This is a genomic window from Flavobacterium sp. LHD-80 (assembly GCF_030929605.1).
Classification (GTDB): Bacteria; Bacteroidota; Bacteroidia; order Flavobacteriales; family Flavobacteriaceae; genus Flavobacterium.
This window is the reverse complement of the sequence record NZ_JAVFVS010000005.1, coordinates 173,210-195,016: the sequence shown is the minus strand read 5'-3', so window position 1 is coordinate 195,016 and position 21,807 is coordinate 173,210. Positions and strand designations below refer to the sequence as shown.

At 34.4% G+C, this 21,807-nt stretch carries 13 protein-coding genes and 1 tRNA gene; 4 read left to right on the top strand and 10 right to left on the bottom strand.

All coding sequences use genetic code 11. The features are described 5' to 3' along the window. Nucleotides 1-308: 308 nt before the first annotated feature. From purL to RB619_RS08865, 3 genes are all read right to left on the bottom strand, one after another. Nucleotides 309-3,962, bottom strand: a complete 3,654-nt coding sequence (gene purL / locus RB619_RS08875) for a phosphoribosylformylglycinamidine synthase (RefSeq protein ID WP_308096518.1) — start codon at nt 3,960-3,962, stop codon at nt 309-311. A 351-nt stretch (nt 3,963-4,313) separates the two neighbouring features. Continuing rightward, nucleotides 4,314-6,161, bottom strand: coding sequence for an endonuclease (locus RB619_RS08870; RefSeq protein ID WP_308096516.1), 1,848 nt, complete (start codon nt 6,159-6,161; stop codon nt 4,314-4,316). Nucleotides 6,162-6,507: 346 nt separating this feature from the next. Beyond that, complete coding sequence (locus RB619_RS08865) at nt 6,508-8,022, bottom strand: hypothetical protein (RefSeq protein ID WP_308096514.1); 1,515 nt, start codon at nt 8,020-8,022, stop codon at nt 6,508-6,510. Between the two features lie 297 nt (nt 8,023-8,319). Here RB619_RS08865 and RB619_RS08860 point away from each other — a divergent pair, with 297 nt between their 5' ends. From RB619_RS08860 to RB619_RS08845, 4 genes are all read left to right on the top strand, one after another. Further along, the gene (locus RB619_RS08860; RefSeq protein ID WP_035647170.1) at nt 8,320-8,751 is read left to right on the top strand and encodes a PaaI family thioesterase; all 432 of its coding nucleotides are present in this window, start codon (nt 8,320-8,322) and stop codon (nt 8,749-8,751) included. Nucleotides 8,752-8,754: 3 nt separating this feature from the next. Beyond that, a complete protein-coding gene (locus tag RB619_RS08855) occupies nt 8,755-9,819 on the top strand; it encodes a chorismate-binding protein (RefSeq protein WP_308096508.1) in 1,065 nt (354 codons plus the stop codon). A 181-nt stretch (nt 9,820-10,000) separates the two neighbouring features. Next, nucleotides 10,001-10,717, top strand: a complete 717-nt coding sequence (gene bshB1, locus RB619_RS08850; protein WP_308096506.1) for a bacillithiol biosynthesis deacetylase BshB1 — start codon at nt 10,001-10,003, stop codon at nt 10,715-10,717. Between the two features lie 77 nt (nt 10,718-10,794). Next, nucleotides 10,795-10,868 (top strand) — tRNA-His (locus RB619_RS08845). Between the two features lie 388 nt (nt 10,869-11,256). Here the strand turns inward: RB619_RS08845 and RB619_RS08840 are convergent. The 7 genes from RB619_RS08840 to RB619_RS08810 all read right to left on the bottom strand — a co-directional run bounded on the left by RB619_RS08840 (nt 11,257) and on the right by RB619_RS08810 (nt 21,528). Then, on the bottom strand, nt 11,257-12,105 hold the full coding sequence (locus RB619_RS08840) for a neutral zinc metallopeptidase (protein ID WP_308096504.1): 849 nt from the start codon (nt 12,103-12,105) through the stop codon (nt 11,257-11,259). Between the two features lie 93 nt (nt 12,106-12,198). Continuing rightward, complete coding sequence (locus tag RB619_RS08835) at nt 12,199-15,882, bottom strand: response regulator (protein WP_308096502.1); 3,684 nt, start codon at nt 15,880-15,882, stop codon at nt 12,199-12,201. Between the two features lie 89 nt (nt 15,883-15,971). Further along, nucleotides 15,972-16,766, bottom strand: coding sequence for a hypothetical protein (locus tag RB619_RS08830; protein WP_308096500.1), 795 nt, complete (start codon nt 16,764-16,766; stop codon nt 15,972-15,974). Nucleotides 16,767-16,885: 119 nt separating this feature from the next. Beyond that, nucleotides 16,886-18,214, bottom strand: a complete 1,329-nt coding sequence (locus tag RB619_RS08825; RefSeq protein ID WP_308096498.1) for an aldehyde dehydrogenase — start codon at nt 18,212-18,214, stop codon at nt 16,886-16,888. Between the two features lie 77 nt (nt 18,215-18,291). Then, nucleotides 18,292-18,981, bottom strand: a complete 690-nt coding sequence (locus tag RB619_RS08820) for an RNA pseudouridine synthase (protein WP_308096495.1) — start codon at nt 18,979-18,981, stop codon at nt 18,292-18,294. 209 nt (nt 18,982-19,190) lie between these two features. Beyond that, nucleotides 19,191-20,009 (bottom strand): 3-methyl-2-oxobutanoate hydroxymethyltransferase, encoded by an 819-nt coding sequence (panB, locus tag RB619_RS08815; RefSeq protein ID WP_308096492.1) that lies wholly within the window; start codon nt 20,007-20,009, stop codon nt 19,191-19,193. 91 nt (nt 20,010-20,100) lie between these two features. Further along, entirely contained in the window at nt 20,101-21,528 is a 1,428-nt protein-coding gene (locus RB619_RS08810) for an L-serine ammonia-lyase (RefSeq protein WP_308096490.1), read from the bottom strand. Nucleotides 21,529-21,807: the final 279 nt, after the last annotated feature.

Sequence of the window (21,807 nt, the reverse complement as noted above, 5' to 3'; positions counted from 1 at the left end):
ATACCATTAAATTAATCTTAGAAGAGTTTTAAAAACACAAAGTTTGTCATTTCGAGGAACGAGGAATCTCCGCAAGTAGCTCCATCCAGAAAAGTTGCCAATCTTTGTAGAGTTTCTCGCGAAGATTCCTCGTTCCTCGGAATGACAAGATTGTGGAAAAGTATTTTTTTGCCACTCCCGATAGCTATCGGGATAAAAGGATTAGAATGATTTTTAATTGAAAAAAAATCTGTGTTAATCTGTGTAATCTGTGGCTATAAAAAAAACGCCCGATAAAATTCGGGCGCTTTTTAGTAAAAATATATTTTTTAGTTTTTCTCAATCCATTTTCTGGCATTGACAAAAGCTTCGTGCCAAGGTGAAACCTCGTCATTTCTGTCTTTTGGATAATGTGCCCAGTTCCATTGGAAAGTCGAACGCTCGATATGAGGCATCATAACCAAATGTCTTCCTGTTTTGTCACACATCATTGCTGTGTTATAATCAGAACCGTTAGGGTTTGCAGGGTAACCTTCGTAAGCATATTTAGAAACAATGTTGTATTGGTCTTCTGCATAAGGCAATTTGAATTTACCTTCTCCGTGAGAAACCCAAACTCCTAAAGTGCTTCCTGCCAATGTCGATAACATAACCGAATTGTTTTCCTGAACTTTTACAGAAGTAAAGATACTTTCGTGTTTGTTACTTTCATTATGAAGCATTTTTCCGTGAATTTCATGTTCTGGATTAATCACTTCCAATTCCATAAACAACTGACATCCGTTACAGATTCCCACAGATAAAGTATCTTCTCTTTTAAAGAAATTATCTAAAGCTGTTTTTGCTTTTTCGTTGTATAAGAAAGCTCCGGCCCAACCTTTAGCAGAACCTAAAACGTCAGAGTTAGAGAATCCTCCAACTGCACCAATAAACTGAATATCTTCAAGCGTTTCACGACCCGAAATTAAATCGGTCATGTGAACATCTTTTACATCAAATCCAGCTAAGTACATTGCATTTGCCATTTCACGCTCAGAATTACTTCCTTTTTCACGAATAATAGCCGCTTTTGGTCTTGGTTTCGAATTGTCGATTTCTGGTTTTTTTCCTGTAAAATGTGCAGGGAAAGTATAATTTAAAACCTGATTTTTATAGTTTTCAAAACGTGCCTGAGCTTTTCCGTTTTTAGATTGTTTTTGATCTAATAAATAAGAAGTTTCAAACCAAACATCTCTGTAAGCTTTGATGTCTAAAGTCCAAAGTCCAAGGTCTAAAGTCTCAGTAGTTGTCGCTTTTCCTAATTTGAAAAATTCGATGTTGTTAGCGTTTAATTTCGCTTCAACAACCGCATCAGATTTAGCTTGGAAAACAATTCCGATGTTTTCTGCGAAAAGGATTTTCAATAAGTCTTTTTCCGCGAAAGCGCTGAAATCAATTTTAGCTCCAAGATTCACATCAGCAAAACACAATTCTAATAAAGTTGTAATTAAACCACCACTTCCGATATCGTGACCTGCAAGGATTTGGCTTTCGCCGATTAATTCTTGGATTGTATTAAATGCATTTTTGAAGAAAGAAGCATCTTTAATTGTAGACGTTTCGTTTCCGATTGTATTTCTGATTTGTGCAAAAGACGAACCTCCTAATTTGAAATCATCCTGAGACAAATTGATATAATAAATAGAATCTCCGTTTTTCTGTAAAACAGGCTCTACTACTTTTCTAATATCGGTACAGTTTCCTCCAGCCGAAATAATAACCGTTCCCGGCGCGATTACTTCGTCATTTGGATATTTTTGTTTCATCGAAAGTGAATCTTTTCCTGTTGGAATATTGATTCCCAATTCGATTGCAAATTCTGAACAACCTTCAACAGCGGCATACAAACGAGCGTCTTCACCTTCGTTTTTACAAGCCCACATCCAGTTTGCAGATAATGAAATACCTTTTAAACCATCTTTGATTGGTGCCCAAACAATGTTTGATAACGATTCTGCAATTGCATTTCTAGATCCTGCAACAGGATCAATCAAAGCTGCAATAGGAGCGTGACCAATAGAAGTTGCAATTCCTTCTTTTCCTAAATAATCCAGAGCCATAACTCCAACATTATTCAAAGGCAATTGTAACGGACCTGCATTTTGCTGTTTTGCTACTCTTCCTCCAACACAACGGTCAACTTTATTTGTTAACCAGTCTTTTGAAGCAACAGCCTCTAAACGTAAAACGTCTTTTAAATAACTTTCGAAATCTGCAGCATTGTAAGCAACTGCAGCATATTTTCTATCGATAGTTTTATCTGTCATAACCGTTTTTGGAGAACTTCCGAAGAAATCTTCTAAAGCATAATCCATCGGTTTTGAACCATTTGATTGTGATTGGAAAGTAAAACGGTGATCGCCCGTAACATCTCCAACCTGATACATTGGAGAACGCTCTCTATCAGCAATTCTTTGTAATGTATCGATATCTTTTTGACCAATAACCAATCCCATTCTTTCCTGAGATTCGTTACCAATAATTTCTTTTGCAGAAAGAGTAGGGTCTCCAACTGGTAATTTGTCTAAATCGATTAAACCGCCAGTTTCTTCAACTAATTCCGAAAGACAGTTTAAGTGACCTCCAGCTCCGTGATCGTGAATCGAAACAATTGGGTTGTTGTCACTTTCTACTAAACCACGAATAGCGTTTGCAGCACGTTTTTGCATTTCAGGGTTTGAACGCTGAATTGCATTTAACTCGATTCCTGAACCGAAAGCTCCAGTATCTGCAGACGAAACCGCAGCACCACCCATTCCGATTCTATAATTTTCTCCTCCAAGAATGACGATTTTATCGCCTTCTTGTGGTTTATGTTTTATTGCCTGATTTAATTTTCCGTAACCAATTCCTCCCGCTTGCATGATTACTTTATCGTAACCAATTTTACGGTCATTTTCTGAATGTTCGAAAGTTAAAACTGAACCTGTAATTAGCGGCTGACCGAATTTATTTCCGAAATCAGAAGCCCCATTTGAAGCTTTGATCAAAATATCCATTGGCGTTTGGTACAACCATTTTCTTTCTTCAACTGCATTTTCCCATTTTCTGTCGTTGTTCAAACGAGAATATGAAGTCATGTAAACGGCAGTTCCAGCTAATGGTAACGAACCTTGTCCACCAGCTAAACGGTCACGAATTTCTCCTCCTGAACCTGTTGCAGCTCCGTTGAAAGGCTCTACAGTTGTTGGGAAATTGTGTGTTTCTGCTTTTAAAGATAAAACAGAATCAAATTCTTTTATTTCGTAAAAATCAGGCTTATCAGCTGATTTTGGTGCAAATTGCTGCACTTTTGGCCCTTTCACAAAAGCAACGTTGTCTTTGTAAGCAGAAACTATATCGTTAGGATTTTCCTGAGATGTTTTTTTAATTAATTTGAAAAGAGAAGTTTCTTTTTCTTCACCGTCAATAACAAAAGTTCCGTTGAAAATTTTGTGACGGCAGTGTTCTGAATTGGCTTGAGAGAAAGCAAAAATTTCAGAATCAGTTAATTTTCTTCCTAGTTTAGTTGAAAGATTGTTTAAGTATTCTACTTCTTCTTCGCTTAAAGCTAAACCTTCAACTTTGTTGTAAGTTGCAATATCATCAATTTCCAGAATTGGTTCTGGCTGAATGTTGATCGTAAAAATCTCCTGATCTAATTCATTGAATTTTTGGAAAAGCATTGGATCAAAATCAGTAAAATCTTCCGTCGCCGGGTGAAATTCTTCAATTCTGATAATGCCCGGAACACCCATGTTTTGAGTGATTTCTACAGCATTTGTACTCCAAGGTGTGATCATAGTGGCGCGGGGACCAACAAAAAAACCCGTCAGTGCGGATTTTTCGATCTTATTAGAGTCGGCAAAAAGCCAGTTTAATTTTGAAATGTCTTGAGCTGAAATTTCGTTTTGCGTTTGTACGGCAAAAACAGTTTTGCTTTGGTTTTCAAAGAAATGGATCATTGTGATGTGTAGTTTGTTGTATTGAGCTGCAAATTTAATGTAAATAAATAGCAAGCGCAAATTTGATAACAAACTCTTTTGAAAAAAATGTAATGACCTTTTTTATCATATAAGTAATATAAGTTCATTTTAGAAGTATGAATAATTTATGCTGAATGTTTTAATCTCGCAAAGACGCAATGGCGCAAAGTTTTTATTGGCAAAGCTAAAATGAACTTTGCCACTAAGAGCAATTTTTTTACGTGCAAAACTTATGTTTTCTGATATCACTTATATGGTTAAAATTCGCTCAGTACTAAAAATAAAAAAAGCGGCAATTGCCGCTTTTAAGTAGTCAATATTTAATTCTATTTACAGGATTACGATCTTTTTAGTAAAAGTTTTTGAATCGTTTGAAATTTTAAGAACATAAATACCACTCGAAAGATGATTTACTGAAATGACAGTATTTGTCGCATTTAGTTTTTCAAAAACTTTTTGCCCTGAAAAAGAAAGGATTTCTATCGAATAAGGAGAATTTGAATTGCCTAAAACAACATTAAAAACTCCATTTGAGGGATTAGGGAAAACAACAATTTCATCAGATAGCTCCACAATTTCTTTCTCTTCGATTGGCTGCGCTTTCTTGCTCGCTAAATTGTTGCAAGTGTCTGAAGTAAACGAATCCCATTGAGCGCTCAAATTGAAAGTTGTGCTTGGAGAAGTTACAGTCGATTTTCTTCTTAAAGTTACATCAGCTGCAAAATTAGCTGTTCCACCATTAAAAGTTCCTATTATGTCAATTAGAACTCCGTTTTTGAATAAACCTACGGCATCATTTCCGTTAAAAGTCAATTCGGTTGCCGTTGTTGAAATATTGGCTGCGCTTGGAGAAAAACAAGTTGAAGAAATGGAGCTGTTTACAATTACAAATTTACTTCCTGTCGTTAATGTTCCTGTTAAAGCTAATCCAGTGCTCCAAGAACCTGCACCATTGGTTTGCTTTTTTATAGTATAAGCAGACAAACTAACAGAGCTTCCGGTATTGTTGGCAATTTCTAAAGCTTTGTTATTTCCAGAACCTTCAATATATTCAGAGAAAAGCAAATCTGTTGCCGTTCCAGTTCCGGTGCTGTTGGTTGTAATGGAAATCGTATTGCTTGATGCTGAAGTATTTGCTGCTGCATCTTTAGCTTTTACATAAATTGAGTAAGTAGTTGAAGCTGTTAAGCCAGTAATTGTAGCTGTCGTCCCAGAAACTGTTGTTTTTAAAACACTATTAGCATAAACATCATAACCTGTAACGGCTACATTATCTGTAGAAGCTGTCCATGAAAGCGAAATTGAAGTTGCTGTTTTTGAAGTTGAAGCCAAACTTGTTGGAGTTGTTGGCGCCTGAGTATCTCCAGAAGGAGTTCCGCCCCAAATTTGATTTACATATTCCGGATGATCGATATAAGGATTTCTATTATTTTGACGCGCATAAATAGCATTATTTCTTGCAATTTCTCTTGTGCTTACAGGATCTTGTGTATGCCAGGCCAAAAGAACATTTAAAAATGCTGTTGTAAAAACTTGGTTGCTTGTACCATTAAACATAGCATAAGAATAACCAGAAACGGTATTTTCATATCGTGTGGCAAAATAGAAATACATTCTCGCAATATCGCCTTTGAAATCATTAATTGGTTCAAAAACAGTTCCTGAATATCCAGAAACAGAACTTGATCCTAATTTTCCTCCATTTTGAGAAGTATAAGTTGCAGAAGCTACAGTTCCGTGAGGATAGTTTGAACGCATTCCGTTTACTTTTCCATCAGTTGGAGTAATAAAATGTGCATCGGCAACCATTGGTGACTGCTCATTAAAAACAGATTGCGGGATAATATGTTCTCTGTTGTAGCAATCGCCTTCTACAGAATAATTGCCGCATCGTTGCGTACTTCCTGTACTGTAATTATATGGATCTGTTCCTGATGGGTTTTCAGAATACATGTCTAAAACAGTTCCGTCATTCTCATAAAAATTATCAACGTCAGAAGTTTGATAGGTTGTGTATAAACCAGCATAACCATTATCAGTATGGCCTTTGATGATGTTGTACAATTGTGTTTTTAAAGTGTATCCCGTTCCAGTTGCGGTAGTGTAATAACCAGATGGAATTTGGGCAAAACCAATTGCAGTAAGAAACAATAATAGTAAAAAGTAGTTTTTTTTCATAAGTAATAGTTTAAGATTTGAGTTGGATTTTTGTTTTTAAAATTCTGATTTTTAAGGTTTTAAAAACGTGTTATAGCAAATCTACTATTTTTTAAGAAGCAAAACGTTATGAAAAGTTTAATTTTAGATATATTTTCTTACGGATATTTTTTTCGCGTTAAGATTCTAAGATGTGAAGTATTTGTTGTGTAAAAAGTTATTCCTTCCTGTTTGTCATTTCGAGGAACGAGAAATCTTCGCAAGTAACTCCGCACAGAATTTTAAACCTTTGTCGAGTTTCTCGTGAAGATTTCTCGTTCCTCGAAATGACAAAAAATGAGGAAAACTTACTGCCTTCGTGGCAAAATCATTGCTTCGGGAAATCCTGACTCTGATATGCCCCCAAATCCGGTGGTGAAGTTCTTGTAATTCCTAAAATATCTAATGGAATTATATACGCCTGATTTCCTTTCGCGAAAGCGGATGAAGTTTTATCAATGTTGAATTTATTCTGATTGACATTATAAAACTTTGGGTTTTCATTCAGAATAATGTTGTTATAATGTTGCGTATCCGTTTTAAACTGATAATCAGGATTTGTAGATGAACTACTGAATTTTAGAAGGCAGTTATTTAATTGATAAACAAATGCAGCGTTGGTACTTTTGCTTAAATTAAATTCGTTTGTGCCTGAGCCATAAATAATACAGTTATTGAAAGTTGCTTGCGTAAGCGGATTTGTTTCGGGAGTTGCTCCAGCCAAACTATTGCTCAAGTTAACTGCAAAATGAGAACTGTTTTGCCAATTGTTATTGAATGTACAATGTGTAAAACTATAATTACCGCCATAAAGGCAAGATAAACTAGCAATTCCGGCATAATTTAGAACTAAATTTTCGGCATTAATTCGGGCATTTTTAGTTAGAATACCATATTCTGCAAAATTATAAAACTGGCTATTTTTAATCGGAATCGTATTCGTTGTATTTCTTATTTCTAAACCAGTTACGGCATTTTTCAAGGTAAGATGGTTGATAGAATGGTTAGTGCTTCCGTTTTCAAAAATAACCGATTTCCATTGCCCTGGAATATCAGAATAAAGAGATTCTAAACGATCGCCTTCAAAAATAACTTCATTTTCGAGTTTTTCTGTTGTTGATTTTGTTCCATTGATTTGTAAAGAGGCTTTATTGCCAATATACAAACCGGAATTAGCGTGAAAATGAATTCGTGAACCGGCTTCAAAAGTTACTGTTTTATTTTCCGGAACTCCCGCATAACCATAGATTACGTACGGTTTTTGTTTGGTAAAAAGTAATTCATTTCCGTTTACAGGATCATTTTCGTTTAGATAAAATCCGTCAACATCTTTGCCGTCGATTTTGATTTTTTCTTTCGTTCCGTCTGGATTTTGATTTGGATATAAAAAAACAGCGTCCTGAATAAGCGTTACTAAAGCAACTTGCTGTAGATTTTCACCGCTGTCAAACTGAATTTCATCGGTATATAAAAAATCGCTTGGATTTGCGTCTGTGATATCTGCGGTTGTTTCTATGAAAATGTACAAACTGTCTTTGGCTAAAAGCGTAACATCTTTAAAAATTTTTCCATTATTGCCACTCATTCCATCAACCGTCATTCGATATTTTGAGTTTAAGCCTTTTTTGAATTGAACGACTGGAATTGAGATGTCGTTTTTACTTCGATTATACACTTTCAATTGATAAGTGCTGGATCCAATGTTTTTAAAAACAGTATCCAAATAAACAGTGTCTTTTGAGAACTTTAAATCTCCAGTACTGGCAACAGTTTCAAAATCAGTTCTACACGAACTAAAAGCTAAAATTAAACCCAGAATAAAGATTGCAAAGTATTGACGCATTTAAATAGTTTTTTTAGCTACAGATTAAAGGGATTAAAATGATTTTTTTTTTTTTTTTTTGCCACGAATTCCACGAATTTTCACGAATTCACTGTAATTTAAATTCGTGGCTATGCATTTTTTAAATCCTTTTAATCTGTGTAATCTGTGGCAAAAAAAGCCAAAGATTAATTTTTGATTGTTTTTGTAAAAATAGCAAAAAACTGATAAGTTTATAAATGATTTTTAATTTTAGAATCCGATTTTTCGATTTGTGTCTTATCTTTCTTTAATTTTACGATTTTAAAGTTTACTTGAATGAATTATACAAAAGAGCAGATTTTAGCGCGCTGTAATGAGTTTTCTAAAAACACATTAATGGAAACGCTGAAAATTGAATATATAGACGCCGGAGAAGATTTTTTAACTGCAAAAATGCCTGTAAATCCAAGTGTTCATCAACCAATGGGATTGTTGCATGGCGGTGCTTCTGTAGCTTTGGCCGAGAGCGTTGGAAGTGCAGCTTCTTTCTTTTTTATTAATCCGAAAGAGCAGGAGGTAAGAGGTATCGAAATTTCGGCAAATCATCTAAAAAGTATTCGTGAAGGCTATGTTTTTGGCACAGCCCGAATTATCCATAAAGGAAGAACGGTTCATTTGTGGGAAATCAAAATTACAGATGAAGCTGGAAATTTAGTTTCGCTTTGTAAATTGACGAACATGGTTTTGGACAGAAAGAAAAGTGAATAAATTATGAATCCATTTTTCTTAAAAATTAAAAATCATAAAGAGGAAAACTTGCCTTTTGTACTTTATTCTAAGCCTAGTACAACAGATCTTGTTGGGGTTTTACAGCAAAACAATATATTACATACCGTTTCTGATTACAGTGAGAAAGGATTTGTTTTTGCTTCTTTTGATGAAAAACAACTAATTCTGATTCCTGAAAATGAATCGGAAATTATTACCTCGGAAAAAGAAAATACTTCATTTGAGCCAATAGAAATTGATGATTTAAATGCTGATTCTGAGGCTAAATTTCAATATGAATATTTAGTGGCGCAAGGAATTCAGGCAATTAAGAATGAAGAATTCAAAAAAGTAGTTTTATCAAGAAGTGAAGAAGTACTTCTGTCTGAATTTGATTTTATAGAAACTTTTCAGCATTTGGTTCACTTATATCCTGCCACTTTTTGTTATTGTTTTTTTCATCCAAAAATTGGACTTTGGATGGGTGCAACGCCAGAAAAACTTTTAAAGGCAAATGGAAATGTTTTTGAAACCATGGCTTTGGCAGGAACACAGAAAGACAATGTTGACGCAGAAATCGTGTGGCAGCAAAAAGAAAAAGATGAACAGCAGTTTGTGACTGATTTTATTGTAAAACGACTTAGAGAATTCACGGCTTCGGTTGTCGTTTCTGAGCCTTACAGTTTAAAAGCCGGATCGATTTGGCACATTAAAACCGATATTTCGGGAGTTTTAAAAGAGAATTCAACGCTGGAAGAAGTTGTTGATACTTTGCATCCAACGCCTGCGGTCTGCGGACTTCCAAAAAAGAAATCAAAAGCTTTTATCTTGGAAAATGAAAAGTATGATAGAACTTTTTACACTGGTTTTCTTGGCGAATTAAACAGCAGTTTTGCCGGAAATAATGCAAGTTCTGATTTATTCGTAAATTTACGTTGTATGCAGATTCAGGAAAATAAAGCGATTCTATATATGGGGTGCGGTGTTACAAAAGAAAGTAATCCTGAAAAAGAATGGGAAGAAAGCGTCAATAAATCAATGACAATGAAAAGAGTTTTGAAAAAATAAATTTGAAGTTGTTAGCATTTATATTTAACCGCAAAGTTCGCAAAGGATTTACGCTATGAACGCTATTTTTTTGCGAACCTTGCGCTAAACCTTTGCGAACTTTGCGGTTAAAGTTATGTTCAAAGTCAAGCGACTTGAAACTTGAAACCTGAAACAAAACAAACAAAAACAAAAAAAACAAATGAAATTAGATATATTAGCCTTTGGCGCGCATCCAGACGATGTAGAATTAGGTTGTGCCGGAACGATTTTAAAAGAAGTTTCCTTAGGGAAAAAAGTAGGTATTGTTGATTTGACACGTGGTGAATTAGGTACGCGAGGAACAGCTGAAATTAGAGATCAAGAGGCAAACAATGCAGCAAAGATTTTGGGCGTTCTTGTGAGAGAAAATTTAGCAATGCGTGACGGATTTTTTACGAATGATGAAAAACATCAATTAGAGGTCATAAAAATGATTCGTAAATACAAACCCGAAATTGTATTGTGCAACGCAATTGACGATCGCCACATTGATCATGGAAAAGGAAGTAAATTAGTCTCTGATTCTTGTTTTCTTTCAGGTTTGATGAAAATTGAAACTATTGTTGACGGACAGAAACAAGAAGCTTGGAGACCTAAAGTTGTATATCATTATATTCAGTGGAAAAACCTGACTCCAGATTTTGTAGTGGATATTACTGGTTTTGAAGAAAAGAAAATTGAAGCTATAATGGCCTATAAAACGCAATTTTATGATCCAAATTCAAGTGAACCTGCAACGCCTATTACGAGTAAAAACTTCTTTGAAAGTTTAAATTACCGTGCGCAGGACTTAGGAAGACTTGTTGGGAAAGATTTTGCAGAAGGTTTTACTGTTGAAAGATGTTTGGCAGTCAATAGCTTAGAAAATTTGATATAATTTTTATGAAATTTTTTCATTTTTTTCTTTGTAGAACTGAACCTTTGTTCTATATTTGCACTCGCTAAGCAAAAATGGTGGTTGTAGCTCAGCTGGTTAGAGTAGCGGTTTGTGGTGCCGCGGGTCGCCGGTTCGAACCCGGTCAGCCACCCAGATTTAAAGCCTTGAAGAAATTCAAGGCTTTTTTTGTGCGTTTAATTTTTTTGAACCATATAAGTAATATAAGTTCATTTTATATCATGGCTGAATATTCTAAGGTTTAAAAGAAAGCTTAAATAAAGAAACTAAAATTCAAGTATAGCCCGTGGTTTCAGCCACCGGGACGCTATAATACATAAAGAAATATGTCGTGATATGCGTTAAGCTCGAGCGGTTGAAACCGCTGGCTAGATTTTCTAATATGACCTCTAATTGATTTTTATTGAAATACAATCAAAGCCTAAAATGAACTTATATTACTTATATGGTTCAGAAAAAAAACAAAAAAAGCATGACCATTAGATCATGCTTTTTAGCGGTTATTATATTTGGTTTGTGTATTATTGAATTTCTTCGAAAGTTGTACCTTGTTTGATATCTCCGGTTTTAAAACCTTTTTTAAACCAGTACATCCTTTGTTCAGACGATCCGTGGGTAAACGAATCAGGAACTACATGCCCCTGCATTTTGCTTTGAATAGCATCATCGCCAACAGCATTGGCTGCGCTTAAAGCTTCATCAATATCTCCGGTGTCTAAATTTTGCTGATTGTAATGCGCCCAGACTCCAGCATAAAAATCCGCTTGAAGTTCTAAGGCTACAGAAAGTTTATTAGCTTCGGCTTCACTTTTTCCCTCTTGTTCTTGTCGCATTTTTGCCGATGTTCCCAGCAAAGTCTGAATATGATGGCCAATTTCATGAGCAATAACGTAAGCAATTGCAAAATCGCCTCCTTTCGCACCAAATCGGGTTTTTAATTCTTCGAAAAAAGCCAAATCCATATAGACTTTTTGATCTCCCGGACAATAAAAAGGTCCAGAAGCCGATGATGCGCCACCGCAGGCTGTTTGTACAGAACCTCTAAAAAGAACTAATTTTGGATTTTTGTAGGTCATTCCATGCTCTTCAAAAATTTTGCTCCAGATATCTTCAGTATCGGCCAGAGTAACTCTGACAAAATTGCCCATTTCTTCATCTTCTTTGCTCAATGGAGCTGCAGCTTCAGTTTGTGTTTGTCCGCCTTGCATTTGCTCTAAAACTGGTGCTATTTGTTTGCCAGTTTCTCCGCCAAAAACATTCAGCAACAAAACAATGATTCCGATAACCCCACCTCCAACAGCTATTTTGCCTCCGGAAATTGATCTTCTGTCTTCTACATTATCACTTTGTCTTCTGCCTTGCCATTTCATAGTGTACTCGATTTAAACTTATTATGTTTTTATTAATACGAATTTATATATTTTTTGGCAATTTTAAAGCAACGAAAGCCATTTTGTTTTTAACTATTTTAGCCATTTTCGCAATGCTTCTTCTACAGTGCCTCTAATGATAGGTTTTGAAATATAATCGTTCATTCCGGCAGCAATGCATTTGTTTTTTTCTTCTTTTTCAGCGCCGGCAGTCACGGCGATAATAGGAATGGTTTTTCCAATTTCAGTGGTTCTGATTGCTTTTGTGGCTTCATAACCATTCATAATTGGCATTTGTATGTCCATAAACACAAGATCCGGGTTTATATTTTCGATCTGTTTTACAGCTTCGTAACCGTTTTCACATTCAAAAATAATCGAATTCATGTTTAGATTTTTTAAGATCGTTTTTAAAAGCAACATATTCACTTTATTGTCTTCTACAATCAGAATATTTACATTTTTCAAATTCGAATTGTAGCTCAACGAATAATCAGGTTCTGTTCCGTTTGAAAGCGCTTTTAGCTTTTCATTGATTGTATTTTGGCTTGTTTTAAGATTTAGATCAAAATAAAAGGTGCTTCCTTGATCAATTTTGCTTTTAAGCTGCAGACGGCTTTCCATTAAAGCTAGTAATTGATTTGAAATGGTGAGTCCTAAACCAGTTCCTCCAAATTTTCTCGTTGTTGAGCTGTCTTCCTGAGAAAAAGCTTTAAAAATCTTCTTCTGATTTTTTTCTAATATTCCAATTCCGGTGTCAATAACGGAAAAACGAATCACATATTGATCATCATATTTTTTGTCGATTACTGAAACATTTAATTTGATAGAGCCTTCGTTAGTGAACTTGATGGCATTGGATAAAAGATTGATTAAAATTTGTTTTAAACGTACAATATCTGTCCAAATATATTTTGGAACATTCGGGTCAACATTCAGTTCAAGAAGCAGATTTTTTTGATTTGATTCGTAAATAATTAAATCGAAAATCTGGCCGAGGATTTTTTGAAGATCATATAAATCAATATATAATTCCAGTTTTCCAGCTTCAATTTTCGAGAAATCAAGAATATCATTTATGATTTCAAGTAGCGAATGTGCCGACTGATTAATGGTCGTCATGTATTTTTCCTGAATTTCTTCAAGATTTGTTTTCATCAATAAATGTGTAAATCCGATGATTCCATTTAATGGAGTTCGAATTTCGTGCGACATATTAGCCAAGAAATCAGATTTTGACTTATTTGCCGCTTCTGCAAGTTCTTTGGCTTTAATCGCATCTTCACTTTCTTTGATTTTAGCTTGGTTTCGATGGCGGTCTAATGCCGATGATATGTTATTGGCTAGAGTTTGGTAAATATAAATTTCATCTTCGGTCCATTTTCTTTCTTTGGTACAATCATCAAATCCGATAAAGCCAGAAAAAACATTGTTTGAAAATAACGGCAGAATCAAAATTGATTTAATGTCGTTTGTAACTAATAAATTTTTAAAAAACGTTTCTTCGAGATTCTTTGTCAGTGTGCTTAAGGCTCTTTTGCTTTCGGAGTGAAAAATGATTTCTTTTAAATTTTCTTCAGTAAATTTTTGAAGTTCAGTTATTTGATGCACGACACCGTCTCTTGACCATTTGTATTGCTGACTGATGGTATTGGTTTCAAAATCTTTTTCATAATAAAAAATATGATCGGCTTTTGAGGCTTTTCCAATAATGTTGTACGTTTCCTGAAACATTTTTTGCGGACCTTTGCTTAGCAAAAATTTCTCTGTACAAAGTGCCATTGCTGAAAGCAAATCACTTTTCAGTTCCAGTTTTTTCTCGGCTTTAAGTCTCATTTGCGACGAAATGGCCAGCGAAATAACATCAGCGATTGTTCTGGCATAATTGATATCTTCATTATCCCATTCTCTTTTTTCGCCGGTATTTTCAAAACAGGCTACACCCGCCAGTTGTCCATTTAAGAAAATTGGAACATCCAGCATCGACTTGATTTTATTTTTTCTGAAATAAGCTTCTTGAAATTCAGATGTTTCTAATTTGTCAAAAACATCAGGAGCATTTATGATAGCTTTGTTTTTTAATGTTTCAAAGTAAATAGGATAAGACTCTTTGTCAAGAATATTTTTATCGCTTAAAGTCTGATTATCGCGACTGAAAAGATTTTTGCACGTGATTACATCATTAGAAAACTTCCAGAAACTTACTCTATTGGCTTTAGATACAATCGCACCTTCTTTAATAATATAGTCGATTACGGTTTGCATATTGTCGTAATCGGTGAAATTTGTTGTCGAAAGCTTTTTAGTAGAATTGTTGTAAGCTTCAATTTTTTCTAAACGCCTTTTTTTCTCGTTTTCGATATTTTTCAACTCGGTTATATCTCTCGCAATTCCGGCAAAACCAGTGGTTATTCCTAAATCATTTTTACGAACGATTACTTTTTGGGAAATCCACAATTCTTCGCCATTTTTCTTTAAAATCGGAATTTCGATTGTTGGATAATTGAGTTCATTTTGTTCTAAATTTTCATAAAAATCTACAGCATTGCCAATGTGATCTTCATGGATAAAATTTGAATAATGCTGTAAAAGGACTTCATTTTCGTTATAACCTAAAATAGAAAACCCAAATTCGTTTATAAAAGTAAAATGACCTTCAATACTGATTTCGAAGATAATATCGGTCGCCGTCTGGATCAAGTTTTTATATTGATCCTGAACTATTATTTGCTCAGTAACATCTTGACCTATGCTGATAATTAATTCTTCGGAGAATTTTTTATCTTTCCATTGAATGTATTTGTATTCCCCGTTTTTGCTTTTTAATTTTCGGATATATAATTTGTTGTCAATGTAGTTTTTGTAATAATTGTCTCTGCTGAATTCAGAATCTTCGGTAAGTTTCCAAAATTCCAGCGCCATAACATCATCTGGATGATAACCCAAAATTGAAGTAATGGTTTCGCTGCAAAACAGTAATTCTCCATTTTCATTTGTTGCAATAGTAAGCGAATTTCCTTTATGCACAATTTCATTTGTAAACCTGTAATTGTCCTTATTGTTTTGCCGTACGGCATATTTTACTTGATTTATAATGAAAATTAAAATAGTAAAATCAATTAAAAGGATCGATGATTTTATCGGAATTAGATGAAAAACAACGGTAGCGGTTAAAAATGAAAAGGCCAATGCAACGAATAACCAATATACTTTTATAGGCTTTAAGATGCTATATGAAAAGAAAAAGGAAATTAGAAAAGTGATAATTGGCAAAACATCATTTGGCAGATAAATGATATTGCGTGCCACATAGGACATGTAAAAAAAGAAAGAAACAATAAAAATATTCTGAATCCGATCGTTCAGGTATTTGATTTTATCGGTGAGCACATAGGTAAGCAAAACACCCGAACCAATAATGGTGTTTGTAATAAGAAGACTCGTTGGCCGAATTTTAAAAATTTCGTTGATAATTTCAATAACGATGACTGCGATACCAAAAAATAGTATGTAAAGCTGATATTCTTTACTACTGGTTTCAGTTTCTTTTTTCTTCAGAATAAAATAACCTATTTTGGTTTTTATTCTGAAAAATTGATAGACTAAAACACCTAAAAAGCCAAATAAAGAAAGTCCTAAAATGATGAGTTTAGGATTATTGTAAAAAATGACATCTGAGCTAAAAACAAACCAATTTGTTATAGTTGATTTCAGGCTATTGCCCATGCAGGCAATTCCTGAAATCAATGCACTATAAAAACTGTAGTTTTCTGCCATAGAATTTGGGGATATACTTTAGTTAATAGCATTTTGTGAACTTCCAAAAGAGTAGGTCAGGCTCTTTCTTTTTAATTAGAAATTCAATTTTATTCTAAATCCGATTGACCAATAGAGTCAATTGAATCTTCTTCTTGTTCCATTGTAAAAATTGCATAATAAGTTGCATAAATCAGCGATGTATTAAATACTACCGTAAAAAATAATCCTACTCCACAAGCAACTACTCCAACTATAGAACCGATCATCCCGAGAATGAATAAACCGAAAATTAATAGTGGGTTTTTTGTAACTAATGTGATGCTTCCCTTAATAGCATCAAGAGCTTTTAGGTCTCCAAATACGATTAGGGGAACTGTAAAAAACATGAAATAGTTAATGAAAATTGAAATTCCAGCTCCTATAAATACATAGCCTGTACTTTCAAGAGTGTTTGCAATTATATTATTGATAAAGCTGATGATTAGAGTGGCAGTAAACAACTGCGCAAAATAAGGAGCTTTGTAGTAATGAAATATTGTAGCAACTTTAAATTCTTTGTCTTTGTCAGCAGAATCGGCCATTTTGAAAAAACCTGCACCAAAAGGAGCGAATAAAGCCGTTATAAAAGAAAAAACAATGGTTGATATTACGGCATCTTCTAAAGTTATTTTTTTAGGTTTCATGCTTTCCTCTAGCATTTTAGGAACATTTTCAAGTCCATAGATAGAACCAAAAATGATCACTGCGCCAACTGCGAAAATAACTGCGAACAAAAAGATGATCAACGCGGAGTAAAGTGCAATTTTTTTATAATTTTCGAAAGCATGGTCAAAAACTGTAGAAAAATCAAATGAATAACCATTTTTTTTAATGTTTTCGATTTGAGCAAGAGTAGATTTCATTTTATTATGGAATTGTTTATACTTTTAGAATTTACGCTGGTTATTGAAACGTAAATATAGTATTTTTAATCAATTACATATGATAATCTATAAAATTAACAAAGACATTTTTTATGGGTTTAAAGCCAGTCTAATAATCGTTTAAGTGAAGTTAATTTATCTTTGTACGGAGCATATCGCATTGGTAAATCCAGCCAGTTTCCTTTTTTGACAACAGCTTTATGATGTGAGAAAATATCAAAGCTCAATTGGCCGTGATAAGCGCCAATACCGCTGTGACCTACGCCTCCAAATGGGAGTCTTTTATTTGAGAAATGTATTACTGTATCATTGATGCATCCGCCACCAAAAGAGTAATTCGTAATTAGTTTTTTTGCAAAAGTAGTATTCTCGCTAAATACATAAAACGCCAATGGTTTTTCGTATTTGCTGATTATATTTTCAATGTCGGCTTCATTTTCATAAGAAAGAATAGGTAAAATAGGTCCAAAAATCTCTTCTTTCATCACCGGACTGTCTAATGCTGGTTCTTCAATCAAAGTGGGTGAAATGTATAATTTGGCAGCATCTGTTTCTCCACCAAAAATCACTTTTTCCCGCTCAATCATGCTGTCCAGACGAAGCCAGTTTTTAGTATTGATGATACGCGCAAAATCTGGCGATTTGTCTATTTTTTTGCCGTAAGCTTTCAAGATTTCTTCAATCAGAAATGAGATGAAATTAACTTTCATGTTTTTTTGAACCAAAATATAATCTGGCGCAATGCAAGTCTGGCCTGCATTCATGAATTTTCCCCAGACAATTCGCTTGGCTGCCAATTTTAAATTGGCAGTTTCATCAATAATACACGGATTTTTGCCACCTAATTCCAAAGTTACTGGGGTCAGATTTTCGGCAGCTGCTTTTGCAACAACTTTTCCTACAGCAACGCTTCCTGTAAAAAAGATATAATCCCAGCGTTTTGCTAATAATTTATTTGAAACTTCGACACCTCCTTCAAAAACTTCTACATGTTTGACATGAAACGTTTTAGAAATGATTTTAGCAATAATAGCTGAAGTATGCGGAGTAAGTTCTGACGGTTTTAAAACAACTCTGTTTCCAGCTGCAACGGCTGCAATTAATGGACAAAGTGCTAATTGAAAAGGATAATTCCACGGTGCAATTACTAAAACTTTTCCGTAAGGTTCTTTGTAAATATAATCAGTGGAAGGAAAATTAAGAAGTGACGGGAATATGTTTTTAGGTTTTGCCCAAGAATTAATGTTTTTGATGGTATCTTTTAAATCCGAAATGACATAATTTGTTTCGGTTAAAACAGCTTCAAATTCAGGTTTTTTAAAATCATCATACAACGCTTTTACAATTAAATCTTCGCTTTTTTGAATGTTATACAACAGTTTTTTAAGCGTTTCTTTTCTGTATCCGATGTCGTTTTTGTAGTCCATTTTATGATTAGCTTGTTTCTAAGACTATGCAAGTTAATCGATAATAATTAAAAAATTAACAATTATATCATAAAAAATCATACAGCATTCCAAATCGTTTCGTCTGGAGTTGGTGCTGTAATTGTGATGTTTTCTTTAGAAACAGGGTGAACAAAAACTAGTTTTCTGGCATGAAGATGAATGCCTCCGTCAGGATTGCTTCGATCAGCGCCATATTTTAAATCGCCTTTTATTGGAGAACCAATTGCCGACAATTGTGCTCTAATTTGATGATGACGTCCTGTATGAAGATTAATTTCTAAAGCAGTATAATTTTGAAGCTCTTTAATTATTTTGTAGTCCAGACTTGCTAGTTTACTGTCTGGAACTTCTTTTAAATGGGCTTTTGAGGTATTGTTTTTTTCGTTTCTTTTTAAATAATGAACCAGTTTTGCTGAAGCTTCCGAAGGTTTGTTTTTTACAACCGCCCAATATGTTTTTTTGGTTTCGCGATTGCTGAACAATTCATTCATTCGAGACAAAGCTTTACTTGTTCTAGCAAAAACCACAATTCCTGTTGTAGGACGATCCAAACGATGAATCACACCGAGAAAAACGTCACCAGGTTTATTGTATTTAGCTTTAATATATTCTTTCACAACATCAGACAAAGGTTTGTCGCCCGTTTTATCTCCCTGTACAATATCGCCTACACGCTTATTAACCACAATAATGTGATTGTCTTCATGAAGAATTTGGAGATTGTTTTTATCGGAAAGAATTTTCATTTTGAAGTGAAATTTAGTTGGAGAAAAATTTGGCTAAAGCCTGCCAGTTGGCTTAAAAATGAACCTCCAGCTAAAGCTGGAGGCTATTGAATTTTGAGCTTTTATAAAAAAAAACTTTGAATCTTTGTTCCTTTGAGCCTTTGTGGCTAAAAAAAAACTTAGTACGTTAGTCCCGATAGCTATCGGGATAGCAACTCAGAACCTTAAAATTAATATTGCTCTTTCTCGTTAGGAAAATCACTAGATTTCACATCAGCAGCATATTGTCCGATTGCTTTTGTCATTAATTCGTATAAATTCAAATAACGGCGCAAGAAACGGGGACTAAATTCATTGTTCATTCCAAGCATATCATGAATTACTAAAACTTGCCCGTCAACACCACCTCCGGCGCCAATACCGATAACAGGAATTGAAATACTATCGGCTACTTTTTTAGCAAGATCAGCAGGAATTTTTTCTAGAACTACAGCAAAACACCCAAGTTTTTCAAGGATTTTAGCATCTTCAATTAGTTTTTCTGCCTCTTGTTCTTCTTTTGCTCTAACGGTATAAGTTCCAAATTTATAAATAGACTGAGGCGTTAAACCCAAATGCCCCATAACTGGAATTCCTGCGTTTAATATTTTTTTGATTGATTCTTTAATTTCTTTTCCGCCTTCTAATTTTACAGCATGTCCGCCACTTTCTTTCATGATTCTGATAGAAGAACGTAAAGCCTCTTTTGGATCTGATTGATAACTTCCAAAAGGCAAATCAACTACAACTAAAGCTCTATCAACAGCACGTACTACAGATGAAGCATGATAAATCATTTGATCTAAAGTAATTGGCAAAGTTGTTTCATGACCCGCCATTACATTTGATGCAGAATCGCCCACTAAAATCACATCAACACCTGCGGTATCAACAATTTTGGCCATTGTATAATCGTACGCGGTAAGCATAGAGATTTTTTCTCCATTGCTTTTCATTTCAATTAACGATTTGGTAGTGATTCTTTTATAATCTTTTTTAGCAACTGACATTCTGTAGTAGTTTTAGTTTTTTATAATGATTTTAAAAACAATACATGTTTTTAAAACGTGATTTTAAGTTTGCAAAATTAAGTAATAAATTCTAACAATCGGCCATATTTACCGCAATTGCCAATCCGCCTTCTGAGGTTTCTTTGTATTTAGAATTCATGTCTTTAGCTGTTTGCCACATCGTGTTGATTACTTTGTCTAAAGGCACTTTCGCGTTTTTAGAATCGGTTTCAAGGGCTAATTCTGCTGCATTTATAGCTTTTATGGCGCCCATTGTATTTCTTTCGATACACGGAATCTGAACCAGTCCGCCAATAGGATCGCAGGTTAAACCTAAATGATGTTCCATTGCAATTTCAGCAGCCATTAAAACTTGAGCTGGAGTACCGCCCATCAATTCACAAAGTGCCGCAGCCGCCATTGATGATGAAACTCCAATTTCTGCCTGACAGCCTCCCATTGCAGCGGAGATTGTAGATCCTTTTTTAAAGATACTTCCAATTTCTCCGGCAACCATCAAAAATTGTTTGATTTCTTTTTCGCCAGCATTGTGGTTTTCAATTACCATATAATACATCAAAACGGCCGGAATTACACCCGCACTTCCGTTAGTTGGCGCTGTAACAACTCTTCCTAAAGATGCATTTACTTCATTTACTGCCAATGCAAAACAGCTTACCCATTTTAAAATTTGGCGGAATTTAACTTCAGTTTTTCTGATTTCTTCCAACCAAGATTGCGGATCAGTGTAATTTGATAAACCAATCAAATTTTGATGCATATCAAAAGCTCTTCTTCGAACATGAAGTCCGCCAGGAAGAATTCCTTCAGAGTGACAACCAATGTACATACACTCGAGCATCGTATTCCAAATGCGCATTAATTCGGAATGAATTTCATCTTCAGAGCGCATTGATTTTTCATTTTCATAAACAATTTCAGAAATCGATTTGTTTTCAGAAATCGTATAATTCAAAAGCTCAACAGCATTTTGAATAGGGAACGGAAAAGCACATTTTATAACTTCTTTTATTTTGGCATTTTCGCGTTCTTCTTTAACAACAAAACCACCGCCAATCGAATAAAAAGTCGATTCATATTCAGAATCATCATTTTTATACGCTGTAAATTTCAAACCGTTGGCATGAAAGGGTAGAAAGTCTCTATTGAAAACAATATCTTGAAGAAAATAAAATGGAATCGTGTATTGATTCGCCAAAATAATTTCATTTTTGTCTTCAATAGTTTTGATAATTCCGGCAATATCATCAACCGGAATATATTCAGGATCTTGTCCGCTCAAACCCAGCATAACGGCCAAATCTGTAGCGTGCCCTTTTCCGGTTAGCGAAAGCGAGCCGTACAAATCGACTTTTATACGCTTGATTTGATCTAAAATAGATTCGCTTTTTAACTCTTCTAAAAAGCGTTCTGCAGCCCTCCAAGGACCCAAAGTATGTGAGGATGAAGGTCCAACACCAATTTTAAGCATATCAAAAACAGAGATACATTCTTCCATTGTTTCATTTTTGTTACTACAAAGATAATTGAATAATGCAACGATGATTCGCTTTTGATTGTTAATGTTGCATTTTTGTTAAAAAAGGTATTAAATATTAATAATTTGGCAACAAAATAAATTTAATTGCTTAATATGCAGTTTACGTAGAAAGTTAGTGTTTTTTCGGTATTTTTGTAAAGAGCCTAACACTAAAACAGCTTAAATTGTTTGGTATAATTAAAAATTACTTCAAAGAATTTTTTGAATTCTGAAAATGTCTTTTTGCGATTACAATAC